19 protein-coding genes, 1 tRNA gene and 1 riboswitch are annotated in these 22,113 nt (G+C 65.9%); of the genes, 8 read left to right on the top strand and 12 right to left on the bottom strand.

The window, feature by feature from the left end:
• Positions 1–117 precede the first annotated feature (117 nt).
• On the top strand, positions 118–1,881 hold the full coding sequence (locus C1H84_RS12030) for an alpha/beta hydrolase (protein WP_231735909.1): 1,764 nt from the start codon (positions 118–120) through the stop codon (positions 1,879–1,881).
• 447 nt (positions 1,882–2,328) lie between these two features.
• On the opposite strand, the gene cls is transcribed toward C1H84_RS12030, so the two are convergent.
• Positions 2,329–3,825 (bottom strand): cardiolipin synthase, encoded by a 1,497-nt coding sequence (gene cls / locus C1H84_RS12035; RefSeq protein WP_047119878.1) that lies wholly within the window; start codon positions 3,823–3,825, stop codon positions 2,329–2,331.
• 191 nt (positions 3,826–4,016) lie between these two features.
• On the opposite strand from cls, the gene C1H84_RS12040 reads away from it, so the two are divergent.
• On the top strand, positions 4,017–4,892 hold the full coding sequence (locus C1H84_RS12040) for an aminodeoxychorismate lyase (RefSeq protein WP_113607509.1): 876 nt from the start codon (positions 4,017–4,019) through the stop codon (positions 4,890–4,892).
• A 6-nt stretch (positions 4,893–4,898) separates the two neighbouring features.
• On the opposite strand, the gene C1H84_RS12045 is transcribed toward C1H84_RS12040, so the two are convergent.
• Together C1H84_RS12045 and C1H84_RS12050 are read right to left on the bottom strand one after the other, a co-directional pair.
• Complete coding sequence (locus tag C1H84_RS12045) at positions 4,899–7,223, bottom strand: ATP-binding cassette domain-containing protein (RefSeq protein WP_113607510.1); 2,325 nt, start codon at positions 7,221–7,223, stop codon at positions 4,899–4,901.
• Positions 7,220–7,840, bottom strand: a complete 621-nt coding sequence (locus C1H84_RS12050; protein ID WP_053798630.1) for an ECF transporter S component — start codon at positions 7,838–7,840, stop codon at positions 7,220–7,222. Before C1H84_RS12050 ends, C1H84_RS12045 begins: the two co-directional genes overlap by 4 nt.
• Before the next feature lie 64 nt (positions 7,841–7,904).
• A riboswitch (TPP riboswitch) is annotated at positions 7,905–8,023 on the bottom strand.
• A gap of 74 nt (positions 8,024–8,097) precedes the next feature.
• Between C1H84_RS12050 and C1H84_RS12055 the strand changes: the two genes are divergently transcribed.
• On the top strand, positions 8,098–8,349 hold the full coding sequence (locus C1H84_RS12055; RefSeq protein ID WP_113607511.1) for a DUF4235 domain-containing protein: 252 nt from the start codon (positions 8,098–8,100) through the stop codon (positions 8,347–8,349).
• A gap of 65 nt (positions 8,350–8,414) precedes the next feature.
• Here C1H84_RS12055 and mnhG read toward each other — a convergent pair whose 3' ends face one another.
• Genes mnhG through C1H84_RS12085 form a run of 6 tightly spaced genes read right to left on the bottom strand, consistent with a single transcriptional unit; the run spans position 8,415 to position 14,750 of the window.
• Positions 8,415–8,822, bottom strand: a complete 408-nt coding sequence (mnhG, locus tag C1H84_RS12060; RefSeq protein ID WP_113607512.1) for a monovalent cation/H(+) antiporter subunit G — start codon at positions 8,820–8,822, stop codon at positions 8,415–8,417.
• Positions 8,822–9,088, bottom strand: coding sequence for an MrpF/PhaF family protein (locus C1H84_RS12065; RefSeq protein WP_047119884.1), 267 nt, complete (start codon positions 9,086–9,088; stop codon positions 8,822–8,824). Before C1H84_RS12065 ends, mnhG begins: the two co-directional genes overlap by 1 nt.
• Complete coding sequence (locus C1H84_RS12070) at positions 9,085–9,717, bottom strand: Na+/H+ antiporter subunit E (protein ID WP_113607513.1); 633 nt, start codon at positions 9,715–9,717, stop codon at positions 9,085–9,087. Before C1H84_RS12070 ends, C1H84_RS12065 begins: the two co-directional genes overlap by 4 nt.
• 13 nt (positions 9,718–9,730) lie before the next feature.
• Positions 9,731–11,332 (bottom strand): Na+/H+ antiporter subunit D, encoded by a 1,602-nt coding sequence (locus C1H84_RS12075; protein WP_047119885.1) that lies wholly within the window; start codon positions 11,330–11,332, stop codon positions 9,731–9,733.
• The gene (locus C1H84_RS12080; protein WP_047119886.1) at positions 11,329–11,778 is read right to left on the bottom strand and encodes a Na(+)/H(+) antiporter subunit C; all 450 of its coding nucleotides are present in this window, start codon (positions 11,776–11,778) and stop codon (positions 11,329–11,331) included. Before C1H84_RS12080 ends, C1H84_RS12075 begins: the two co-directional genes overlap by 4 nt.
• Positions 11,775–14,750, bottom strand: a complete 2,976-nt coding sequence (locus tag C1H84_RS12085) for a Na+/H+ antiporter subunit A (protein ID WP_113607514.1) — start codon at positions 14,748–14,750, stop codon at positions 11,775–11,777. Before C1H84_RS12085 ends, C1H84_RS12080 begins: the two co-directional genes overlap by 4 nt.
• Before the next feature lie 224 nt (positions 14,751–14,974).
• On the opposite strand from C1H84_RS12085, the gene C1H84_RS12090 reads away from it, so the two are divergent.
• Positions 14,975–16,312 carry an MFS transporter gene (locus tag C1H84_RS12090; protein ID WP_113607515.1) on the top strand — a complete coding sequence of 446 codons (1,338 nt, stop codon included), beginning with the start codon at positions 14,975–14,977 and terminating at the stop codon, positions 16,310–16,312.
• Positions 16,313–16,372: 60 nt separating this feature from the next.
• Here the strand turns inward: C1H84_RS12090 and dcd are convergent, their stop codons facing one another.
• Positions 16,373–16,954 (bottom strand): dCTP deaminase, encoded by a 582-nt coding sequence (gene dcd, locus C1H84_RS12095; RefSeq protein ID WP_047119889.1) that lies wholly within the window; start codon positions 16,952–16,954, stop codon positions 16,373–16,375.
• A gap of 177 nt (positions 16,955–17,131) precedes the next feature.
• On the opposite strand from dcd, the gene C1H84_RS12100 reads away from it, so the two are divergent.
• Positions 17,132–18,001: a M15 family metallopeptidase gene (locus tag C1H84_RS12100; protein ID WP_181728121.1), complete on the top strand. Its 870-nt coding sequence runs from the start codon at positions 17,132–17,134 to the stop codon at positions 17,999–18,001.
• Positions 18,002–18,004: 3 nt separating this feature from the next.
• On the opposite strand, the gene C1H84_RS12105 is transcribed toward C1H84_RS12100, so the two are convergent.
• Positions 18,005–18,343, bottom strand: a complete 339-nt coding sequence (locus tag C1H84_RS12105; protein WP_113607517.1) for a hypothetical protein — start codon at positions 18,341–18,343, stop codon at positions 18,005–18,007.
• A 238-nt stretch (positions 18,344–18,581) separates the two neighbouring features.
• Positions 18,582–20,288, bottom strand: coding sequence for a fumarate hydratase (locus C1H84_RS12110; RefSeq protein WP_113607518.1), 1,707 nt, complete (start codon positions 20,286–20,288; stop codon positions 18,582–18,584).
• A 110-nt stretch (positions 20,289–20,398) separates the two neighbouring features.
• Between C1H84_RS12110 and C1H84_RS12115 the strand changes: the two genes are divergently transcribed.
• The 3 genes from C1H84_RS12115 (at position 20,399) to C1H84_RS12125 (ending at position 22,041) form a co-directional block, all read left to right on the top strand.
• Positions 20,399–20,884 (top strand): SseB family protein, encoded by a 486-nt coding sequence (locus tag C1H84_RS12115; protein ID WP_047119892.1) that lies wholly within the window; start codon positions 20,399–20,401, stop codon positions 20,882–20,884.
• A 92-nt stretch (positions 20,885–20,976) separates the two neighbouring features.
• Positions 20,977–21,047, top strand: a tRNA-Gly gene (locus C1H84_RS12120).
• Between the two features lie 64 nt (positions 21,048–21,111).
• The gene (locus C1H84_RS12125) at positions 21,112–22,041 is read left to right on the top strand and encodes an AEC family transporter (protein WP_047119893.1); all 930 of its coding nucleotides are present in this window, start codon (positions 21,112–21,114) and stop codon (positions 22,039–22,041) included.
• Positions 22,042–22,113 lie beyond the last annotated feature (72 nt).

Genomic DNA, 22,113 nt, shown 5'->3' on the forward strand with positions numbered 1-22,113 from the left:
GCCCTGGGCATGGCGATGGCGGTGGGACTCTCGGCAGGACTGGGCTTAGCCTCTCCTGCCAATTCAGCACCTCCGCAAACCAGGGAAAATGCCACATTAGGCGCATCTACGATGCAAATGGCTGCGAAGAACACCTACGACCAAACGAGCAAGGCCGAACGCAAACGTGTCGACGGGATCAAGACACCGCGACCGAAATGGTTCAACTGCAAGGAGCTGGCTTTTGGCGCCCAATGCACGACGGTGAACTTGCCCTTGGATTATGACAAGCCGCGCGGGGCCACCACCGAGGTCGCGTTGCTGCGTATCAAGGCGACAAACCAGTCGAAGCGCATTGGAACCCTGTTTGTGAATCCCGGCGGACCGGGTGGTTCAGGGATTCAGATTGCCGCAGCGGCCCCTGAGTTCCTTTCTCCAAGTGTCCTTGAGCGTTTCGACATCGTCGGGTTTGATCCACGCGGCACGAACTTCAGCGACAACGTGCGTTGCTGGAAGAATTTCGGCGCCCAGAGCGAAGCCTTGGAAGCAATGTACGTCCCCTATCCGGTCACATCCAAGGAAATACGTGCCTATGTGAATTCCTCCAAGGCCTTCGGCAAGGCTTGCTCCACGACCGGCAAACCCCTCTCCACGTCGATGTCCACCGCGGAGGTCGCACGTGACATGGATGTCTTGCGTCGCATGGTAGGCGACAAGCAGCTGAGCTACCTGGGTTTCTCTTATGGCAGCTACCTTGGCACTGTCTATGCAAACATGTTCCCCGACCGGGTCCGCGCGGTGGCCATCGACGGAGTACTCGATCCGGTGGCCTGGGCCGGAACCTTAGCCAACATGTGGATGCCGCAGACCCAACGCATCAAATCAGGCGAAGGCGCCGAAAAGGCCATGCGCGGCATTCTGAGCCGCTGTAAGACCGCCGGTCCGGAGTACTGCATGCTGGCTGAACAAGGGGATCCGCAGAAGCTCTATCGCGAGATCATGGCCGAGTTGAAGCGCTCCCCCTTGGTGTTCTCAGATCCCGAGTACCCTGACTTCGACTATTCCGTCACCGCGGCGATGATGTGGTCGATCCTGCTTGACTACCTGTATGACCCGCAGGGCTCCTCCATGGTGGACTCCGAGCTGACCTATACCTTGCTGGCGCTTCAGGACCGTGCCGCGTCGAACGGAACCACGTTCCCGACGTCGGCTGGCAAGGACAAGGCTCCGACCAAGGCCAAGATGAAGGTGGCCCATAAGGCGCTGGCCCAAAGCCTACGTGCGATCGAGGCCGAGCAAAATGCCGCAGCGAAGGACATCGCCGGCAAGGCCGCAGCCACCGGTTTCGCCTTCCCGTATGAAAATTCCTTCGAGGCTTTCCAGACCGTGCTGTGCACCGACTCGCGCAACCCGGCCAAGGCCGAAAACTGGGCCCGCTACGCGGAGAACGCAGGCAGGAGCGCTCCGGGATTCGGTCAGCTGTGGACCTGGAGCTCAGCTCCGTGCGCCAGCACCACTTGGAAGGCCAAGGACGAGGACACCTATAGGGGACCGTTCACCAAACGAACCGTGAACCCGATGCTGGTGGTTGGAAACTTCTATGACCCGGCCACGAACTACGCCGGGGCCCAAAAAGTCTCGAAGTTGATGCCCAAGGCCCGGCTTCTGAGCAGCAACAGTTGGGGCCACACTGCGTACGGCACCTCGAAGTGTGTCACCAATGCCATGGACCGCTACCTGCTCACCGTGCAGTTGCCTGCCACCGGAACGCTCTGCACCGGAGACGCGCAACCGTTCACCGAAAAACTGGAGGACCTGAACAGCCAACGCCGCAAGGCCGCTCCGGAACGCCAGCTGCCTCCGGTGGTGCCACCGCTTCCAGGCGCACTTCCACGAAGTTGAGTAGCAAATAGGCCGAAGAGTATGGGCGGTGGAACCGGGCTTCCGGTGCTACCGCCCATACGGTTGTCAACCCCGAAATCCTGCTTCGCGCACAGAGCACCGACGCAGTAAGCCAAGGTGGCTCGCCAATGCTTTGGCGTCCGCGATGCCGTCCATGACAGTCACATCTGGCTTGCTGCATGGATATGGCCAGCGGTAATTTCTGGCAGCCTGCTTGAGGGCCGGCGCGCATCGGGCCATCTCGAAACCCATGCGATGGCCAATCCCATCCCAGAGCCGATCAAGCGTGTTTGCAGCTCATCACCAATCGCGCTGGAGCCTCCCGCGGTCATCGCGGGAGGCTCCTATGGTGAGCCCGGCCAATGGGTGCACGAAAGGCGGGCGAGGGAATCAAGGAAAAGACATCCAGCATCCAGAGCGCCCAGGCATGGTGCGCCGGAGCCATTGCTATTGCAGCGTGGCGGTCAGACGTGCCACGTTGTCGATCCAGCGCTGCATGCGCGGACGGCGTCGCCACTGGGCCAGAGTGATCTCCGAGGAGATCTCCAGGTAGTCGTTCTGCACCTTGTTCACTGCATCGACCATTTCTTGCCCAAGCAGCATGACCGAGATTTCCATGTTCAGGCTGAACGAGCGCATGTCCATGTTGGAGGATCCGACCACCGCGACCTCGTTGTCCACGGTGAAGCACTTGGTGTGCAGCACCATCGGCGCCGGGTAGCGGTGGATCCGCACCCCGGCTTCCAGCAGCTGCTGGTAGTAGGACTGCTGCGCGTGGTGCACCAGGAACTGGTCCCCCTCCTCGCAGACGAACAGGTGCACTTCCACCCCGCGTTGGGCGGCGGTGGTGATGGCGTAGAGCAACGAGTCGTCCGGCACGAAGTAGGGGCTGGTGATCATCAGCCGTTCGGAGGCGGAATAGATTAGGGTGTTGAACAGGCGCAGGTTGTTCTCCCCGCCGAAACCGGGGCCGCTGGGCAGCAGCTGGGCCAGCGTGCTGCCGGGCCGGTCGTCGTAGGGCAGCGGGTGCCTGGCCTCGGTGATGTCCATCAGCACCTCTTGGCCGTCATCCTCCTGCCACCAGTCGGTGGCGAAGGTGACATCCAGGCTGCGCACCAGCGGGCCTTCCACGCGGAGCATCATCTCCACCCATTCGCGCCCCACCTTGTGCGCGGATTCGCGCTTGTAGCCGGGCTCGATGAGGTTCTGGCTTCCGGTGAACGCGACTTCGCCGTCGACCACCAGGATCTTGCGGTGGTTGCGCAGGTCCGGGCGGCGCCAGCGGCGGCCGATCAGGTCGATGGGCAGCATCGGGCGCCAGATGATGCCGGAGCTTTTCAGGCGCTTCTTGAAGTTGCGGTAGCCTTTCACGCGCAGCGTGCCCAGATGGTCGAAGAGCAGGCGCACATTGACCCCGCGCTGCACGGCCGCTTCCAGGGAATCCAGCACCGGATCCACGTAGTCCGGGTCGTCGCCCATGATGTAGAACTGGATGTGCACGTAGCGCTTGGCCTTGTCGATCTCCTCGCGCATGGCTTCCAGCGAGCCGCGGTAGTCGGAGAGCACCTGCACGGTGTTCCCGCCTTCCAGCGGCATGGCGCCGAGGTTGCGGTTGAGGATGACCGCCGATTCGACCCATTCCTCCGTGGAGTGGAATTCCTCGGGCAGCTGCATGTGGGCCGTGCCGCGCATGATTTCGTCGTGCGCCCGCTTCTGCTTCTCCAGCCGGCGGCGCGAGAGCCTCGGGTTGGCGAACAGCCAGTAGGCGACCAGGCCGACCACCGGGAGGAAGAAGATGGCCAGCAGCCAGGCCATGGCCGTGGTGGGGCGCCGGTTTCCGGGGACGATGCCGATCATGAAGTAGCGCACCACCAGTTCGGCCGCGACAAGGATGCTCCACACGACGCCGCCGATCTGCAGCATCACTTCGTTACTCGGCCACATCGCGGCACCCCCTCACGTCAGCGCCCGTGGGCGTCTGCGGCGTGTGCGCCGCATCCCGCAGTTAGAGAAGCGGGAAAAACATCTTTGCCTAGCCTATCGAATCCCCTGCCTCTTCTCGGAATGCAGTCCAAGAAGAGCCTCCGCAGGGGCTTCGCGCGCGGACTTGGCGGGAAATTCGATAACCTTGGAGAATGAGTTCTCTTGTATTCCTCGATCCGGCCTATCCCGCCGGACGCCTTGCCGACATCAACGCGCCCCAGCTCCCGGTCACCTTGCAGGGCGTGAACCGCGGCGACGGGGTCTTCGAGTCGATGCTGTACACCCAGCAGGCAGTCCGCAAGATCGAGGCACACCTGGCTCGCCTGGCGGTCTCCGCCGAGGCCTCCGACCTGCCGATCCCGGACGAGCGCAGCTGGCGTGCAGCGGTCGACACCGCTGTCGCCGACTTCGACGCCACCGGCGGCGCCGAGGAAGCAGTAGTCAAGCTGGTGGCCATGCGCGGCGAACTGGACCAGGACCCGGCCGTGTGCTGGGTGACCGTCACCCCCGCCCCGCGCGTGGGCATGGAGCAGCGGGAAACCGGCGTGGATGTGCTCTTCCTGGACCGCGGCTACGATTCGAAGCTCGCCGAACGCGCACCGTGGCTGCTGATGGGCGCCAAGACCCTGTCCTACGCGGTGAACATGGCGGCGCTGCGCTACGCCCGCAAGCACGGCGCCCACGAGGTCATCTTCACCTCCGCCGACGGCGTGGTGCTCGAAGCACCCACCGCCACCGTGCTGCTGGCCCAACGCGACGGAGAAACCCGCCGCCTGCTGACCCCGATGCTGGAAACCGGTATCCTGCCCGGCACCACCCAGAGCGCCATCTTCGACGCCGCGCAGCAGGACGGCTGGGAGCTGGGCTACGGCCCGCTGCGCCCGGAGGACCTGTACCAGGCCGACGGCGTGTGGCTGGTGTCCTCGGTCCGCCTGCTCACCCCGGTGCGCACCCTGGATGCCAAGCCGATCCGGATGGACGCCGAGCTGCACGAACAGCTGTCCGCCCTGGCCGATTCGATCCGCTAGCCCCGGCTACCAGATCAGGTTGTAGGTCCCGGCCCAGATGGCGGCCGCGATGGCCGCGGCGCCCAGCAGGACGCCGGCGGCCAGCACCGCACCGTCGCGCCGGGTGAAGGTGGCGGTGCGGATCCAGGTGCGCTGCCCGGTGCCGAAGCCCTTGGCCTCCATGGTCGTGGCCAGGCGCCCGGCCCGGCGGATCGCCTGCACCAGCAGCGCCAGTAGCTGGCCGAGCTTCGCACCCACGCGCTGGCGCACGGTGCCCAGGTTGCCGATGCCGCGGGCCCGCCGCGCCAGGGTCAGCGTGGTGAATTCCTCCACCATCAAGCCCAGCAGGCGCATGCCCGCCAAGGCACCGAGCACAAAACGGTGCGGCACCTTCAGCTGCTGGGACAGCGCGCCGCCCAGGTCGCTGGGGTTCGTGGTGGACAGCAGCAGCACCATCGGCACCGCCATGGCCAATGCGCGCAGCCCCGTGGCGACGCCTCCGGCCACCGAGCCCTCGGTGATGTCGAAGATCCCCAGATCCAGCAGCACCCGTCCCGAATCCTGGCCCACCAGGGCGATGCCCCAGGCCGCCAGGACGCCGGCCGCCAGCAGCGGCCAGCCGCGGCGGAAGAACCCGCCGATGCCCAGCCCCGCCAGCGGCAGCATCAGCAGCGTGGCCGCGATGACCACCGCCGCCGAAACCCAGTCCACCGTGCTGATCAGCGGCATGGTGGCCCCGGCGATCGCGCCGAACTTGGCCAGCGGATTGATCTTCGCCAGCCAGCTGTCCCCCACCGGGGCGTCCAGCATCGGCCCCGACGAGGTCCTCGTGGCGGCCACCTCGGCCGGCGCCAGCACCAGCTCGTCGGCCCCCAGCGCCGCGGCGAAATGCTCGTCATGGGTCACCGCGATGATCGCGGTGGATTCGGCAAGCTCCTCGATGAGCAGTTGCGCCAGCTCGCGCCAAGTGTTCGCGTCCTGCCCGAAGGTCGGCTCGTCAAGGATCACCACGTCGGGCGAGGCGGCCAGCACTGTGGCCACCGACAACCGGCGCTTCTCCCCTCCGGAAAGCGTGAACGGGTTGGCTTCGGCCAAGTCCTGCAGGCCAAGCCGCTCCAGCAACTCCTGCACCCGGACCTCGACCTGCCGCGGATCGTACTTCTGCTCCTCGGCCGCGCCGTGTCTGGCGCGCAGCGGCGCGAACGCCAGCTCCTCGCGCACGGACTGGGTGACGAACTGGTGCTCGGGTTCCTGGAACACCGAGCCGATGCGGGCGACCAGCGCTCCGGCCTTCCAGCTGAACGGCGAGGGCGGCAACCCGTCGGCCAGCTGGGGGCTGGCGGCGAACTGGCCTGACACAGGTTCCAGCAGCCCGCCCAGGGTCAGTGCCAGCGTGGACTTCCCTGCCCCGTTCTCCCCGCGGATCACCAGGGCCCTGCCGCCGGTGACCTCGAAGCTGGCCGGGGCGGTGCGCACAGCATGCTCGCCCCGCGCGCAAACCAGCTCCTCGGCGTGCAGCATCGGGGCGCCGCCGGCCCTCGGCGCCGGCGAGGTCTGCGGAACATAGCCCGGAATCCAGACCCCTGCCTGCGCCAATTCGGCGCGCACCGCCGCGTCCCCGGCCAGCGCCTCGGGCTGCAGGTCGTGGGCGATCCCCCCGCCGGGGGCCAGCACCAGCACCCGATCCACCTGCCGGGCCCACGCCTCCAGCCGGTGCTCCACCACGATCAGCGTCGCCCCGGTGGACTCCACGGCGCCGATCACCGCATCGCGCAGCGGCGGGATGCTGCCCGGGTCGATATTCGCGGTCGGCTCGTCAAGCAGCATCAGCCCGGGGCGCATGGCCAGGATCCCGGCCAGGGCCAGGCGCTGCTTCTGCCCGCCGGACAGTTCCTGCGTGCGATGTTCGTAGCCCAGTGCGCCGAGCCCCACGGCGTCAAGCGCCTGCGGGATCCGCTCGCGGATCTCCTGCGGGTCGACGCCCAGGTTCTCGGCGCCGAAGGCGACGTCGTCACCCACCCGGCTCTGCACCACCTGGGTTTCCGGATCCTGCTGCATCAGGCCCACCGGGAAGCTGCACGCGAACGCATCCTGCCCGCCGACCAGCAGCTCGCCGGTGGGACCGGCGTCCTGGTCGACTTCGAGCACGCCGGCCAGCGCATGCAGGAAGGTGGATTTGCCGGCCCCCGACGGGCCCAGCAGGAGCACCTTCTGACCTGCAGGGATCTGCACGTCAAGTCCGGCGATGGCCGGGCGGTCGCGCTCGGCATGCTGCCAGGTGAAGCCGCGCGCGCTGATCTCCACACCCTGCCGGGTCAGCGGGGCCGTACGCCCGTTGGCGGCGGCGCTCATTTGCGCACCGCAAGCGCCGGTTCCAGGTGCGCGCGGCGGCTGGCGAGGTTGCTCAGCGCGCCGGTGCGGGCCAGCGCCCGGGTAATCCACCAGGACAGCAGGCCGGCGACGACCAGGCCAGACACGGCGGTGGCTCCCACGTGGAACAGCTTCATGGACTCGGTGTATTCGGCCACGCTGCCCACGACGTAGGCTTCGCTGAGGCCGGCAAACAGGCCCGAGCCCAGGCCTGCAAGCAACGCCACCGGCAGGTTCCAGCGGCGGTAGCGGAACAGCGCGAACACCAGCTCGGCGCCCAGGCCCTGAACCAGGCCGGAAATCAGCACCGGCATGCCCCAGTGCGTGCCCAGCAGCGCCTCGACCACGGCGGCCAGCACCTCGCAGAACAGTGCGGCGCCGGGCTTGCGGATGATCAGCGCGCCGAGCACCGCCGGGAACAGCCACAGGCCGGTAAGCAGGGCAGTGCCGGGTGGGAAGGCGGTGAAAGCCAGCGAGAACAGGCCGTAGCTCGCGGACCAGGCCCAGAAGACCACGCCGGAAGCGACGGCGATGACCGAGGCGATGACGATGTCGACTACGCGCCAGGTGCTGCGCTGCGTCGTGCGGGTTGTGCTCATGAGGTGTCCTCCTTGATCAGGAGGGGAGATGAACGGAATCGGGGCGCTGTCCAGCGCCGGTCCGCATCCGAGATGCTCGACTTCCTTCGCCGGTACTAACCGGAGCAGGTTCGAGGGTCTGCGATCTATCGCACTCTCAGCGCCTTTTGCCGCGAACGGCTTGACGCTCCCCTGTCGGAATAATTACTGCCCACCCACCATACCGCAGGTAAGCTGGCAACGGAACGATAAGTCACAACGTTGAACGTGAGGTCCACATGAACGCAGTACAAAAGCTCATCGTAACCGGCATTTCCCTGGGCGCAGGCTTCCTCGGCAGCAAGCTGGTCGATCAGGTCTGGAAGGGTTTCACCGGCAACACCGCCCCGCGCAAGGGCAGCGAGGAAGCCGCCGAGGCTTCCATGCGCCAGGCGCTGGGCTTCGCCGTGTTCTCCGCCGTGGTCGCAGCGGTCATCCAGGTGCTGGCTGATCGCGGCACCACCAAGGCCATCGCCAAGTTCACCAAGTAGCACTCCAGCGCAACAGCAGCGGGGCATTGCCTGCTCAGGGAATGGCCCGCTGCTGTTGGTTGTAGTTATTTCGCGTCCGGCCCGGTCTCCTGCGGATCAATTTCCGGCACGGTCCCGGTGTGCGGGGCGGAGGACACCTTCTCCACGACCTGGCGCAGCTCGTCGGAGTACAGGGTCTCCTTGGCCGCGTGCTTGGTGCGGTAGCCGGCGCGGCCGATCATGTGCGCGGACACCGGGGCGGTCAGCAGCTGCATCGCCCAGGCAAGGACGAGGACCGGGATGACGGTCCAGCTGCGCAGGTGGATGGCCAGTCCGGCGAAGATCAGCAGGAAGCCCAGCACCTGGGGTTTGGTGGCCGCATGCATGCGGGTGAGCATGTCGGGGAAGGTCAGCAGGCCGATGCCGGCAATCAGGGACATCAGGCAGCCCAGAATCAGCAGCACGGCGACGAGGACGTCGAGGAAAAGGTCCATTACGCGTTCCTCTGATCCGAGACATAGCGCGAGACGGTCACCGAGCCGATGAACCCGATGGTGCAGGCGGCGACCACGAACAGAACGTAGTCGGTGTGCCTGTTCAACGCCATCTCCAGGCACAGGGCCGCGGAGATGATCAGCAGCATGACATCCAGGGCCAGCACCCGGTCGAGGATCGAGGGGCCTTTCGCCACACGGACCAGGCAGGCGATGGCGCCCAGCCCGAGCAGGCTGCCGCAGATCCAGACGACAACTTCGATCATGGCTTCTCCTTTGTCCTTCTCACGCGGGGGCTGCATTCGTTCTTGATGGCTTCGTACTCGTCCTGGCTGCCGATCGCCATGATCAGGCGGCGTTCGATGTCGCGGATGTTCTCCCGCGCCTTCTCGACCTCCCGTGCGGAGTCGACGTCGATGTAGTGCAGGTACAGGGTCGAGGAGCTGCGGTCCACGTCGAGCACGAAGGACCCGGGAATCAGCGTCAGCACATGGCCCACGGTCATCACGATCAGGTCCGAGTCGGTGCGCAGCGGCACCGCGATCACCGAGCTGCGCGTCTTCTTCCCGCGCACCACCGCCAGCCAGGCGACGTGCACGCTGGCGGCGACGACCTGGCCCAGGAACCATCCGAACAGCTTGACGCAGTACCAGAGGTTCAGCCGCCCGGAGAGCACCACCGGCGGCAGCGGGAACAGGTTCACGATGACCAGCGCGATGACGGCGCCAAAGATCAGGTTGCCCGGGGAGAAGTCCTGCCAGAGCGCTCCCCAGACGAAAACCAGCAGGAGCAGCAGCGGCCACTCCTGCTTGAGCGTGGCGCGGTGGCGGACGCCGGCGGTGTCCAGCGCGTCGTCGATGCGCTGGTCGCGCGGGGCCAGGTTCTTGTTCGGCATGTTGTCCCTCCGCTCAGTAACTCAGGATGGCGTTGATGTACGGTTCGTGGGCGATCAGCTGCGCCGCCACTCGCTGGCAGAACTCGAAGATCGGCCCGGCGAACACCGTCAGCGCGATGCCCGCCACCACCAGCGAGCCGGTGGCGTAGCGCATGCCCCAGGGCAGCGCCTCGGATTCGAGTTCGCGGGCCAGCTTCAGGCCCAGGTGCGGCGCCTGGGCGCCGCCGGCGGCGGTCTGGTCCGCGACCTTCGCCGCCTCGTCCACCAGGTCCGGGTTGGGGATCTCGGCGTCCGCCGCGCGGCGCCAGAACATGCGGGCCCACACGCGGATGATCGCCAGCAGGGTCAGCAGGCTGGTCAGCAGGCCGGCGGCGATGACCACCCAGGTCAACGCGTCTGCATCCTGCGCGGCCGCATGCAGCAGTCCGAACTTTCCCAGGAAGCCGGAGAACGGCGGGATGCCGCCCAAGTTGATGGCCGGGATGAAGAACAGCAGCGACAGCGCCGGGGACAGCTTGGCCAGCGATCCCAGCCGGGTCACGTTCGCGCTGCCGGCGCGGCGCTCGATCAGCCCCGCCACCATGAACAGCGAGGTCTGCACGATGATGTGGTGGCCGACGTAGTAGATGGTCGCCGCGATGGCCAGCTCGCCGCCCACGGCCACGCCGAAGATCAGGTAGCCGATGTGGCTGGTCAGCGTGAAGGACAGCATACGCTTGAAGTCGGTCTGCGCGATCGCGCCGAGGATACCGATGACCATGGTCAGCGCCGCGACCACTAGCAGTCCGGCGTTCACCGCGCCTCCCGGGAACAGCAGCGTCTCGGTGCGCACGATCGCGTACACCCCCACCTTGGTCAGCAGGCCGGCGAACACCGCGGTCACCGGGGCCGGGGCCGTCGGATAGGAGTCCGGAAGCCACAGCGACAGCGGGAAGACCGCCGCCTTGATGCCGAAGGCGATCAGCAGCAGCACATGCAGGATCAGCTGCGGTCCCTGGTCAAGCTGCGGCAGCTTCACTGCCAGGTCCGCCATGTTCACGGTGCCGGTCGCCGCGTAGGTCATCGCGATGCCCATCAGGAAGATCACCGAGGAGACCACGGAGACCACCACATAGGTGGTGCCCGCGCGGATGCGCTCGGCAGTGGCGCCCAGGGTCAGCAGCACGTAGCTGGCGGTCAGCAGGATCTCGAAGCCGACATACAGGTTGAACAGGTCAGCTGCCAGGAACGCGTTGGACACGCCGGCCAGCAGGATCAGGTAGGCCGGGTGGAACACCGACACCGGCCCGGGTTCGTCCCCGTCGGCCAGGCCCTGGCTGGTCGCGTAGAACAGCACCGCCAGCGACACCAGGGTGGAGATCAGCAGCATGAAGGCGCTGAAGCCGTCGACCATCAGCGAGATGCCCCACGGCGACTGCCAGCCGCCGATATGCACCGCGTAGCTCTCCCCGCCCCACACGGCGGCCAGCATGCCGGCTTCCAGGAGCAGGGTCACGCACAGGATGCCGATGGTGATCAGGCGCTGCAGCTTGATGCGGCGGCGGACCAGGAAGGCGGCGCCGGCGCCGAAGATCGGCAGCACCACCGCCAGCGGAGCAAGATCCAGGAAATTCACTCTTCCCCCTCGCGAATCGGTCGGCCTTCTTCGTCAACGAACTCGGTCGTGTCCTCGGCCACCGGCGAATCTTCCTCTTCGTCATAGGCGGTGGACTGCGACACCTTGATGTCTTCGGTGTCGTCGGCCAGCACGTCGGCGCTGGTCAGCGTCCAGGAGCGGTAGATCATCGCGAGCAGGAACGCGGTCACCGCGAAGGTGATCACGATCGCGGTCAGGATCAGCGCCTGCGGCAGCGGGTCGGAGTACTGGTCCGCGGGCAGGTCGGGCTTGAACAGCGGCGCCGCGCCCTTGCGCCCGCCGGCCGTCAGGATCAGCAGGTTCACCCCGTTGCCCAGCAGCATGATGCCCAGCAGCACGCGGGTCAGGGTGCGTTCGAGCACCAGGTAGAACCCGGTGGCCAGCAGCACCCCGGTGATGACCAGGAAAGTGATGTTCACGCTCATCGGCCGACTCCCGTCTGCGACGCTTGGATTGGGTCATGCTGTTCGATGGGGCTGCGGCCCTCGGAGAGCAGGTCGATCTCGCTGCCCAGCGAGCGCAGCACGTCCTGCACCAGGCCGAGCACCACCAGGTACACGCCGATGTCGAAGATCGTGGAGGTCACGAACTTGTGCTCGCCGAAGACCGGAAGCCAGAACTCCCACGCGTAGGTCGTGAAGATCTCGTCCCCCGCGAACAGCGGCATAATCCCGGACAGCCCGGCCAGCGCGATGCCGCCGCCGATCAGCATGCCCGGGGCGATGCGCATTGACTCGGACAGCTCGATGCGCCCGCCGGCCAGGTAGCGGATGGTCAGCGCCAGGCCGGCGATCAGGCCGCCGGCGAACCCGCCGCCGGGGGTGTTGTGCCCGGCCAGCAGCGTGTAAACGGACATGATCAGCACCGAGTGGAACATCAGGCGGGTGACCACTTCGAAGATGATCGAGCGGCGTTCGGCCACCAGGGTGTTGCCGGCCATCAGCCAGTCCTGGTTGGAACTGGCGGCGAAGCGCCGGGCGATGCGCAGCTCGACCTCCTTCTCCGCCTGGGAGCCCATGGCCTCGGAGCCGGAGTCGATGCTGCCCGGGGCCACCTGGTGGGCGCGCACCCTTCGGCCGAAGCCGCGGCCGGCGAAGATCAGCGAGGCCACGCCGGTGGCCGCGGCGGCCAGCACGGTGATTTCCCCAAAGGTGTCCCACACGCGCATGTCCACCAGCGCCACGTTCACGACGTTCTTGCCGAAGCCCTCGTAATAGGCAAGTTCCGGCCATTCCAGGGAGATCGGCGCCTGCCCGCGGGCTGCCATCATCGCGATCGCGATGTACACGACCATGATCGACAGCGCGATCGCCAGGATCGCGCGGCCCCACTTGATGCGGGTCAGCCCGACCCACAGGCGCTTGGGCAGCGCGCGCAGCGCCAGCACGAAGGAGACCAGCACGATGGTTTCCACCAGCAGCTGGGTCAGCGCCAGGTCCGGGGCGCCCTGCAGGGCGAAGATCGCGACCATGCCGTAGCCGGTCACGGAGACCATCAGCACCGCCATGAAGCGCTTGGGCGCGGCGATCGCGATCACGCAGCCGGCGATGATGATCGCCCCGATGATCAGCTGCGCCGGGTGGTCGGCAATGACCCAGTTGGTCGGCCACGGGGTTTCCACCGCCAGCGCGATGCCCAGCGGCAGGACCAGCACCACTGACAGGATCACGCCCAGGTAGAAGGACAGCGAACCGCGCTGGGTACGGCCGGTGATCCAGATGGCCGCCATGTCCAGCACGTTCACCGACATGCGGTACAGCTCCTCGGCGGAGGTGACCATGCGGCGCAACGGCGCGCCGGTATCGGTGCGCCGGCGGATCCAGTAGAAGAAAAGGCCAAGCCCCACCGAGATCGCGCTCAGGCCCAGGGCCGCGTTGAACCCGGCGAAGGCCGCCAGGTGCATGTCCGGGGCCCCGCCCTGCAGCGCGGACCAGTGCTTGGAGAGCAGCTCCACCGGGTACGGGAACAGCCCGAACACCAGGGTCAGGGTGCTCAGCACCAGCAGCGGGGTCAGGAAGATCAGCGTCGGCGGCTTACAGACCAGCGGGTCGACCTTGTACTTCTTCACGCCGAACGCGCCGAAGAAGAAACGCAAGGAGTAGGCCATGGTCAGCGCGGCGCCCAGCACCATGCCGATCAGCGCGTACGGGCCCCACCCGGTGTCCAGGTGCAGCGCCGATTCGTAGACAGCTTCCTTGGCCACGAAGCCGAGCAGCAGCGGCAGCCCCGCCATGGAGGCCGCGGCGATGCCGGCCGCGGTGGTCAGGATCGGCATCGCATGGCGCAGCCCGGTGAGCTTGCGGATGTCGCGGGTACCGGTGTTGTGGTCGATGATGCCCACCGACAGGAACAAGGTGGCCTTGAACAGGCCGTGGGCCAGGGTCAGCGCCAGCGCCGCGAAGGCGGCGTCCGGGGTGCCCAGGCCGAAGACGGCGATGATGAAACCCAGCTGGGAGACGGTGCCGAAAGCCAGGATCAGCTTCAGGTCGTACTGCTTCAGCGCGCGGAACCCGCCGATGAGCATGGTGAGCAGGCCGATGCCGACGGTCATCGGCACCCACAGGCCGGTCTCGGCGAATCCGGGAGCCAGTCGGGCGATCAGGTAGACGCCTGCCTTGACCATCGCGGCGGCGTGCAGGTAGGCGGAGACCGGGGTGGGCGCCGCCATCGCCCCGGGAAGCCAGAAGTGGAAGGGCACCAGTGCGGACTTGGACAGCGCGCCGACGATGATCAGCGCCACTGCCACGTCGGTGTAGGTTCCCAGCGCGACCAGTTCGCCGGAGGCTGCGATGATCTCGGACAGCTGGTAGCTGCCGGCCTTGGTGCCCAGCATCAGGATGCCGGCGAGCATCACCAGGCCGCCGAAGGTCGTAATGATCAGCGCGTTCATGGCCGAGCGGCGCGCGGTGATCAGGGCCTGGCTGAAGCCGATCAGCAGGTAGGACAGCACGCTGGTGATTTCCCAGAAGATGAACATGATGATCACGTCATCTGCGGTCACCAAACCGGTCATGGCGCCGGCGAACGCGACCATCTTGGCTGCGAAGCCGCCGATCTGCGGGTCGTCGTTCTTGAAGTAGCGCGCGCAGTAGAACAGCACCAGCGCGCCGACGCCCAGGATCAGCAGCAGGATCGTGGCGGACAGGGTGTCCATGCGGAAGTTCAGCCCGATGTTCAGCCCGGGGATCCAGTCGATGCGGATCGAGGGCGGGGCGTTCGGGGCCCCGGAGGCCAGCGACTGGTCGGAGGCCAGCACGGCGGGCAGCTTGGTGAGCAGCCAGATGAATCCCGCGGCAGGAACCGTCGCGACGACGTAGAACGCGTTGCGCTTCAGCACCCGGAAAAGCAGTGGGCACAGCAGTGCTGTGGCAAACAGTGCACTGAGAATGATGAGCACGCGTCTCCTCTGTCGACTGGAAATGGGGCAGAGTTCGACGACCAAAAATAGCCGGCACTTGTAATTTTATCAGTCTGGGCTCAGACTTCCTTCATGTCAGAGCGTTTCCATGCCGTCATCTCGGCGGTTCGGACGGCACATCTATCGCGCCCGGCCCTACGCCAGCCCTCCGCCGCTTCTCTCAAATTCATCTGCTGATTACCGCAAACGGGTACTATGCGAGCATGAGTTTCAATCAGCGAACGCAGCCGGTTCCTCCAGCAGAGAAATGGCTGACCAAGTACACCTGGGCGTGGGCCAGCTGGGACTGGGGCCAGGCCGCGATCAACGCGGTGATGATCACCTTCGTGTTCACTGTGTACCTGACCAGCGAACTTTTCGGCGACAAGGACCATGCTTCGCTCGTGCTCTCGCAGGCGCTGGCCATCGGCGGGGTACTCATCGCCCTGCTGGTACCGGTCACCGGCATGCGCGCCGACGCCGCCGGGCGCCGCAAGCTGTGGATCATGGTCAACACCATCGCGCTGGTGCTCATCTGCGCCGCCGGCTTCTTCGTCTACCCCGATCCCGGTTTCCTGTGGTTCGGCGCGCTGCTGATCGCGGCGATGTCGGTGGCCAGCGAGTTCGCCGGGGTGAACTACAACGCGGTGCTCAACCAGATCTCCACCCCCGCCACGGTCGGCAAGGTCTCGGGCTTCGGCTGGGGCATGGGCTACGTGGGCGGCATCCTGGCGCTGGCCCTGGTGCTCTTCGGCTTCGTGGATCCGATCTTCCAATGGCCCGGAGCCTCCACGGAGAACTCGCTGAACCTGCGGCTGGTCGCGGTGTTCTCCGCGCTGTGGTGCCTGGTGTTCGCGCTGCCGCTGTTCTTCATCATCCCCGAATCCCCCGCCGCGATGAGCGAGAAGATCCCGCTGCGTAGCTCCTACGCGGTGCTGTTCCGGCGCATCGCAAGCCTGTGGCGCGAGGACAAGAACCTGATCTTCTTCCTGCTCTCCTCCGCGGTGTTCCGCGACGGCCTGGCGGCGATCTTCACCTTCGGCGGCGTCATCGCCGCCGGCACCTTCGGGTTCGCATTGAGCGAGGTCATCATCTTCGCCATCGTGGGCAACGTGGTGGCTGCGGTCGGCGCGATCATCGGCGGACGGCTTGACGACGTACTCGGCCCCAAAGCCGTGATCACCGGCTCCCTGGTCGGCCTGCTGCTGGCCGGGGCCGGGGTGTTTTTCTCCCCCGCCGCCACCGGATTCTGGATCTTCGGCCTGCTGCTGTGCCTATTCGTCGGCCCGGCCCAGGCCGCCGCCCGCTCCTACTTGGCCCGGCTCATTCCCGCCGGCCGCGAGGGCGAGATGTTCGGGCTGTACGCGACCACCGGCCGCGCGGTGTCCTTCCTGGCTCCGGCATTGTTCGGCGCCGCGATTGCGATTGCCACCCCGTTGGTGGCAGCCGGCGAGGCCCAGCGCTACGGCATTCTGGGCATCCTGATGGTCTTGGCGGTCGGCTTGGCCCTGCTGCTTCCGATCCGCGCGCCGAAGAAGTCCTCCAACGAAGCCTCTGCTTAAGCGCCTCGTCCCGGCAGCCGTTCGGGCTGCCGGGACGAGGCGAAGCGATTCGCGAGGGTGCTAGTTCTCGATGATGGTGCGGTGGAAGTTCAGGTGGCTGCGTGAGGCCGTCGGGCCGCGCTGGCCCTGGTAGCGGTTGCCGTAGCGGCCCGAACCGTAGGGGTTCTCGGTTTCCGAGGTCAGCTTGAAGAAGCACAGCTGGCCGATCTTGGAGCCGGGCCACAGCTTGATCGGCAAGGTGGCCATGTTCGACAGCTCCAGGGTTACGTGGCCGGAGAAGCCAGGGTCGATGAAGCCGGCGGTCGAGTGGGTCAGCAGGCCCAGGCGCCCCAGGGAGCTCTTGCCCTCCAGGCGCGCGGCGATGGAGTTGCCCAGGGTGACCACTTCATAGGTGGAGCCGAGCACGAACTCTCCCGGATGCAGGATGAACGGTTCCTCGGGATCGACCTCGACCAGACGGGTCAATTCGCTCTGGTCCTGGGCCGGGTCGATGTGCGCGTACTTGTGGTTGTCGAACAGCCGGAAGAACCGGTCGATTCGAACGTCCACCGATGCGGGCTGGATCATCTCGGCATTAAACGGCTCCAGGCCGATCTCTCCGGACTCAATTTCTCTGCGAATATCACCATCTGAATACAACACGCCTTTAAATTTATCGTGTCTGCGGCGCAACGGTGAATACCGCACCCCTATATGTACGCGCGATTCGCGCTTCCGGAGGTTTCGAAGTGGGCGGATTCTCATGTGCTGTCCAGAAAATCCGGATATTCTGGGAGCGGGACGCAGTGTCCCCACCGCACCACCGAGGGATTTCCATTCATGCGCTTGGCTTCCGCCCTGACCAGCTCCGTACTCGTCGGAACGCTCGTGTTCTCCGGCACGGCCGCCGTTGCCGCGCCCGAGGAGATTCCGGCCGTCGAGGCCTCGGAGCTGACTTCTGCGTCGAGCCTGCTGGCGCTGATCAACCCGAGCACCAAGCTCTCCCCCGAGGACTACACCCCGAAGGACCTGGTCACCCTATCCGGGACCTCCTTCCAGCTGCGCAAGCCGGCCGCCGACGCGGTGGAGGAATTGGTCGCAGACGCCCGCGCCGCGGGCCACAGCATCAAGGTACTCAGTGCCTTCCGCTCCTACCAGCGCCAAGCCTCCCTGTTCAACAAGTACCAGGCGCAGTACGGCACCGAGTACGCTGAGCGCATCTCTGCCCGTCCGGGAACCAGCGAGCACCAGCTGGGCTTGGCCGCCGATCTCGGCTATACCAACAGCCGCGCCGAGTTGAAGGAAGCCTTCGGGCAGACCCCGGCAGGCCAGTGGATCGCCGAGCACGCGGTCGACTACGGGCTGATCGTGCGCTATCCGGTGGGCAAGGAAGAGATCACCGGCTACAAGTACGAGCCGTGGCATGTGCGCTATATCGGCAAGGAGCAGGCCAAGGCCATGCAGGAATCCGGCGCCGAGACCTTCGAGGAATACTTCGGCATGCTGCAGGACGCGTCCATGCAGGCTCAAGCCACCCCGGCGGCGAAGCCGAGTGATGAACCGGGCTCCGTGCCGTCCACGCCCATCGAGCCAACCTCCGAGAAGGAGAACCAGAAGGTCGAAGGCTCCGGCGTGCTGCGCGAGGACGACCTCATGGTGCTGCGTTTCCTGCCGCCCTACCGCGACTGGAGCTTCGGCTTCACCAAGTAGCGGCTAGAAGATCGCCGCCACCGAAAGCAGCACCATCGGCGGCACCAGGGTCGAACCCAAGGCTGTGAGCCAGTGCGCGGTCTTGCCGGTGGCGTTCTGGCAGGCTCCGCTGCGCTTGCGGCGGCTCACCAGATACACGTTTACCAGGATCCAGACGATCGCTCCGATGGCCAGCGGCGGCCCGAGCACGAGGTTGGACGAGAAGTAGCCCTCCACGTTGTAGGCGAGGGACTCTGCGCCCAGGGAGATCATCGGCCCTTGGCTGACGTACATGTACAGCATCCAGAAATAGATGATGCCGGGGATTCCAAGCAGGACATTGACGACAAAAAGCCGACTCATGCGGTTGCCTCCAAGCGGTGCCCGGATGCGCTGTGCACCGCAGGCGACAGGCGATGCCTGCGTATCGGTTCCTCCGAGTCTACCCCCGCTTCCTGGGCATTCCGGGGCTTTTCGCACACCCGGCCGGTGTGCATCAGCTGTGAAAATCCGCGGTTAAACAAACTGTCCGCCGCCGCTCCCCTGCGGGGAACGGCGACGGAGCGCAGGTGTTTGCGCCGGTCAGCGGCGCTATCCGGGACTACTTGGAGCGTACCGGGATGCCGGTGAAGGTCGGCTTCATGGTGGAGGCGAAAAAGTCGTTGCCCTTGTCATCCACGACGATGAATGCCGGGAAGTCCTCAACCTCGATCTTCCAGATGGCTTCCATGCCGAGTTCTTCGTACTCGATGACGTCGACCTTCTTGATGCAGTCAAGCGCCAGGCGGGCGGCAGGGCCGCCGATGGAGCCCAGATAGAAGCCGCCGTGGGTGTCGCACGCATCGGTGACCTGCTGCGAGCGGTTGCCCTTGGCCAGCATCACCATGGAGCCGCCGGCTGCCTGGAACTGGTCCACGTAGGAGTCCATGCGGCCTGCGGTGGTCGGGCCGAAGGAGCCTGAAGCCATGCCCTCAGGGGTCTTGGCAGGACCTGCGTAGTAGACCGGGTGGTCCTTCAGGTACTGCGGCATCTCTTCGCCGGCGTCCAGGCGTTCCTTGATCTTGGCGTGCGCGATATCGCGGGCCACGACCAGCGGGCCGGTCAGCGACAGGCGGGTCTTGACCGGGAACTTGGTCAGCTCGGCCAGGATCTCGTCCATCGGCTTGTTCAGGTCGATCTTGACCACCGAGGAGCCGCCGGTGCCGGAGACGCCCGAGGTCTCGTCGTCGTGGGCGGCGATGGCCGGGTGGGACTCGTCCGGCATGAAGCGCGCCGGATCGGTTTCCAGCTGCTCGACGAACAGGCCTTCTTCGGTAATCTTCGCCAGCATCTGGCGGTCGGCCGAGCAGGACACGGCGATGGCCACCGGCAGCGAGGCGCCGTGGCGCGGCAGGCGCACCACGCGCACGTCGTGGCAGAAGTACTTGCCGCCGAACTGCGCGCCGATGCCGAAGTGGCGGGTCAGCTCGAGGACCTTCTCTTCCAGATCGGTGTCGCGGAAGCCGCGGCCGGTCATGGCACCCTCGGTCGGCAGCGAGTCCAGGTACTTGGCGGAACCGTACTTGGCGGTCTTCAGCGCCATTTCGGCGCTGGTGCCGCCGATGACGATGGACAGGTGGTACGGAGGGCACGCGGCGGTGCCCAGCGAGCGCAGCTTCTCATCAAGGAAGGTCAGCATGGCGTTCTCGTTCAGGATCGCCTTGGTCTCCTGGTACAGGAAGGACTTGTTGGCCGATCCGCCGCCCTTGGCCATGAACAGGAACTTGTAGCTGGTGTCCGCGCCCGGCTTGGTGTTGGCGTACAGGTCGATCTGGGCCGGGAGGTTGTTTCCAGTGGCCTTCTCTTCCCAGGTGGTGATCGGGGCCAGCTGCGAGTAGCGCAGGTTCAGGCGGGTGTAGGCGTCATAGATGCCGCGGGAGAGCGAGATCTCGTCCTGCTCCTCGGTGAGCACACGCTGGCCGCGCTTGCCCATCACGATCGCGGTGCCGGTGTCCTGGCACATCGGCAGGATGCCGCCGGCGGCGATGTTCGCGTTCTTCAGCAGGTCCAGCGCCACGAACTTGTCGTTCGGGCTGGCGTCCTCGTCGTCGAGGATGTTGCGCAGCTGCTGCAGGTGTGCCGGGCGCAGGTAGTGCGAGATGTCGTGCAGGGCGGTCTCTGCCAGAAGCTCCAGTGCTTCGGGGGCGACCTTCAGGAAGTTCTTGCCATCGGGACCGGCGACAACCTCGACGCCCTCGGTGGAAATCTTGCGATATTCGGTGGTGTCTTCGCCGATGGGCAGAAGATCCTCATAACGAAATTCAGGCATGCTCGTTCCTTGAATCTATGGTGGGTGCTCGCTATCCAGTTTAGGCCTTGTAACCGGATTTGGCTTATTCGGCGTTTGCGCCCGGGCGGTGATCGCGACATGCTTGGGGTATGAGCACCGAGAACACCTCCGCCCCGCTGGACGGACAAGATCCTAACGAGCGCCCGGATATGATCATCGAAACCCCGATGGACAAGGAGCGGGCCCGGCCGAAAACCCACTTCGAAATGATGCTGCAGGCAGGGCTTAACAAACCGGAGCTTTCCGGTTCGGTGCTCAGCGCGTTCATGAGCGCGGAGGTCTTCTTCCTCTCCCGCGAGGAGGTCACCGGCGAGAACAAGAACGCCCAGCCGCTGCTGCTGACCAACCCGGCCGGCGCTCCGATGGTCGCCGTGTTCACCTCCGTCGAGCGCATCCCCTCCAGCTACATCGACCAGGCAGGCTACGGCGTGAAGGTGCAGGGCGCGACGATCGTGCGCGCGCTGCAGGGCACCGGTTTCGTAGTGAACCCCGGCGACGAGCTGAGCTTCGAGATTCCCGCCGAGGGCGTGGACATCCTCAAGGAGCAGATGCTCAAGCAGGATCCCGAAGCCTAGCAATCCACCGCAGCGGGACCCGGATTTTTCCGGAGCCTGATCGTGCGATATGCTGTTTTTCGCCCGGGCCGTCATTAGGCCGCTCGGAGCATGCGGGCGTAGCTCAATGGTAGAGCGCTAGCTTCCCAAGCTCGATACGCGGGTTCGATTCCCGTCGCCCGCTCGCACAGATTGCCGGGACACCCATGGGTGCCCCGGCAATTTTCTGTTCCACCGCGAGGAGTTTCATGACCGGAGTTCTTGAAGGCTTCTCGATCATCTGGGTGGTCATCGCAGTGGGCTACCTGGTGGGGCGCACCGGGGTGCTCGGGGAGCAGGCCCGCTACGTGCTCAACCGCGTCACGTTTTTCGTCGCCAGCCCGGCGCTGCTGTTCACCACCCTGGCCGATTCCGACCCCGTCGCCGTGCTCGGCCCGCTGCTCTGGGTGGCAGGCCTGTCCGCGGTGCTCACCGCCGTCGTCTACCATCTGGCCACCGCCCGCTGGCTCAAGCGCCCTGCCTCGGAACGGATCGTCGCGGCCATGGCCGCCTCCACGGTGAACTCCGCCAATCTGGGGCTTCCCATCGCGCTGTACGTGCTCGGCGACATGTCCTACGCGGCGCCGATCATCCTGTTCCAGCTGGCCCTGTACCAGCCGGTGAACCTGGCGATGCTCGACGCCACCACCTCCAAGCACCGCACGACCCCCATGGCCATGGTCCTGGCCACCGCGAAGAACCCGATGATCATCGGCTCGCTGCTGGGCCTGGTCGTCGCGCTGACCGGTGTCCAGGTCCCGCAGATCGTGCTCGAACCGGTCAACCTGATCGCCGGCGCCTCGATCCCCGCCATGCTGCTGGCCTTCGGCATCTCGCTGGTTGGCTCCAAGCCGCTGGAGAAAGCTTCCGGCCGCCGGGCCGACGTGCTCATCGGCTCGGTCGCCAAGCTGGTGGTCCATCCGCTGCTGGCCTGGGTGCTGGCCTACTACCTGTTCGACCTGCGCGGCGAGCTGCTGGTCGCCTCGGTCATCATGGCCGGGCTTCCCACCGCGCAGAACATCTTCGTCACCGCCTCGCGCTACGAGCACGGGGTCGTGATCGCCAAGGACACCGTGCTGATGACCACCATCTGCGCCATCCCGCTGATGATGGCGCTGGCGCTGCTGCTGGGCATCTGAACCGTCGTATTTCTTTACATGACTTGGGTACGGAAAAGACCCGGCACCCGGGTCTATGATCGGGGAATAGCC

This window comes from Glutamicibacter soli (genome assembly GCF_003309065.1).
Lineage (GTDB): Bacteria > Actinomycetota > Actinomycetes > Actinomycetales > Micrococcaceae > Glutamicibacter > Glutamicibacter soli.

What these genes read in the sequence shown, in the direction of transcription:
- C1H84_RS12050 (WP_053798630.1), bottom strand. Translation starts at nt 7,840, where the DNA reads ATGAGCACAACCCGCACGACGCAGCGCAGCACCTGGCGCGTAGTCGAC.
- C1H84_RS12045 (WP_113607510.1), bottom strand. Translation starts at nt 7,223, where the DNA reads ATGAGCGCCGCCGCCAACGGGCGTACGGCCCCGCTGACCCGGCAGGGT.
- C1H84_RS12125 (WP_047119893.1), top strand. Translation starts at nt 21,112, where the DNA reads ATGACCGGAGTTCTTGAAGGCTTCTCGATCATCTGGGTGGTCATCGCA.
- C1H84_RS12105 (WP_113607517.1), bottom strand. Translation starts at nt 18,343, where the DNA reads ATGAGTCGGCTTTTTGTCGTCAATGTCCTGCTTGGAATCCCCGGCATC.
- C1H84_RS12100 (WP_181728121.1), top strand. Translation starts at nt 17,132, where the DNA reads ATGCGCTTGGCTTCCGCCCTGACCAGCTCCGTACTCGTCGGAACGCTC.
- C1H84_RS12055 (WP_113607511.1), top strand. Translation starts at nt 8,098, where the DNA reads ATGAACGCAGTACAAAAGCTCATCGTAACCGGCATTTCCCTGGGCGCA.
- C1H84_RS12115 (WP_047119892.1), top strand. Translation starts at nt 20,399, where the DNA reads ATGAGCACCGAGAACACCTCCGCCCCGCTGGACGGACAAGATCCTAAC.
- C1H84_RS12110 (WP_113607518.1), bottom strand. Translation starts at nt 20,288, where the DNA reads ATGCCTGAATTTCGTTATGAGGATCTTCTGCCCATCGGCGAAGACACC.
- C1H84_RS12070 (WP_113607513.1), bottom strand. Translation starts at nt 9,717, where the DNA reads ATGCCGAACAAGAACCTGGCCCCGCGCGACCAGCGCATCGACGACGCG.
- C1H84_RS12080 (WP_047119886.1), bottom strand. Translation starts at nt 11,778, where the DNA reads ATGAGCGTGAACATCACTTTCCTGGTCATCACCGGGGTGCTGCTGGCC.
- C1H84_RS12090 (WP_113607515.1), top strand. Translation starts at nt 14,975, where the DNA reads ATGAGTTTCAATCAGCGAACGCAGCCGGTTCCTCCAGCAGAGAAATGG.
- C1H84_RS12040 (WP_113607509.1), top strand. Translation starts at nt 4,017, where the DNA reads ATGAGTTCTCTTGTATTCCTCGATCCGGCCTATCCCGCCGGACGCCTT.
- C1H84_RS12030 (WP_231735909.1), top strand. Translation starts at nt 118, where the DNA reads ATGGCTGCGAAGAACACCTACGACCAAACGAGCAAGGCCGAACGCAAA.
- mnhG (WP_113607512.1), bottom strand. Translation starts at nt 8,822, where the DNA reads ATGGACCTTTTCCTCGACGTCCTCGTCGCCGTGCTGCTGATTCTGGGC.
- C1H84_RS12065 (WP_047119884.1), bottom strand. Translation starts at nt 9,088, where the DNA reads ATGATCGAAGTTGTCGTCTGGATCTGCGGCAGCCTGCTCGGGCTGGGC.
- cls (WP_047119878.1), bottom strand. Translation starts at nt 3,825, where the DNA reads ATGTGGCCGAGTAACGAAGTGATGCTGCAGATCGGCGGCGTCGTGTGG.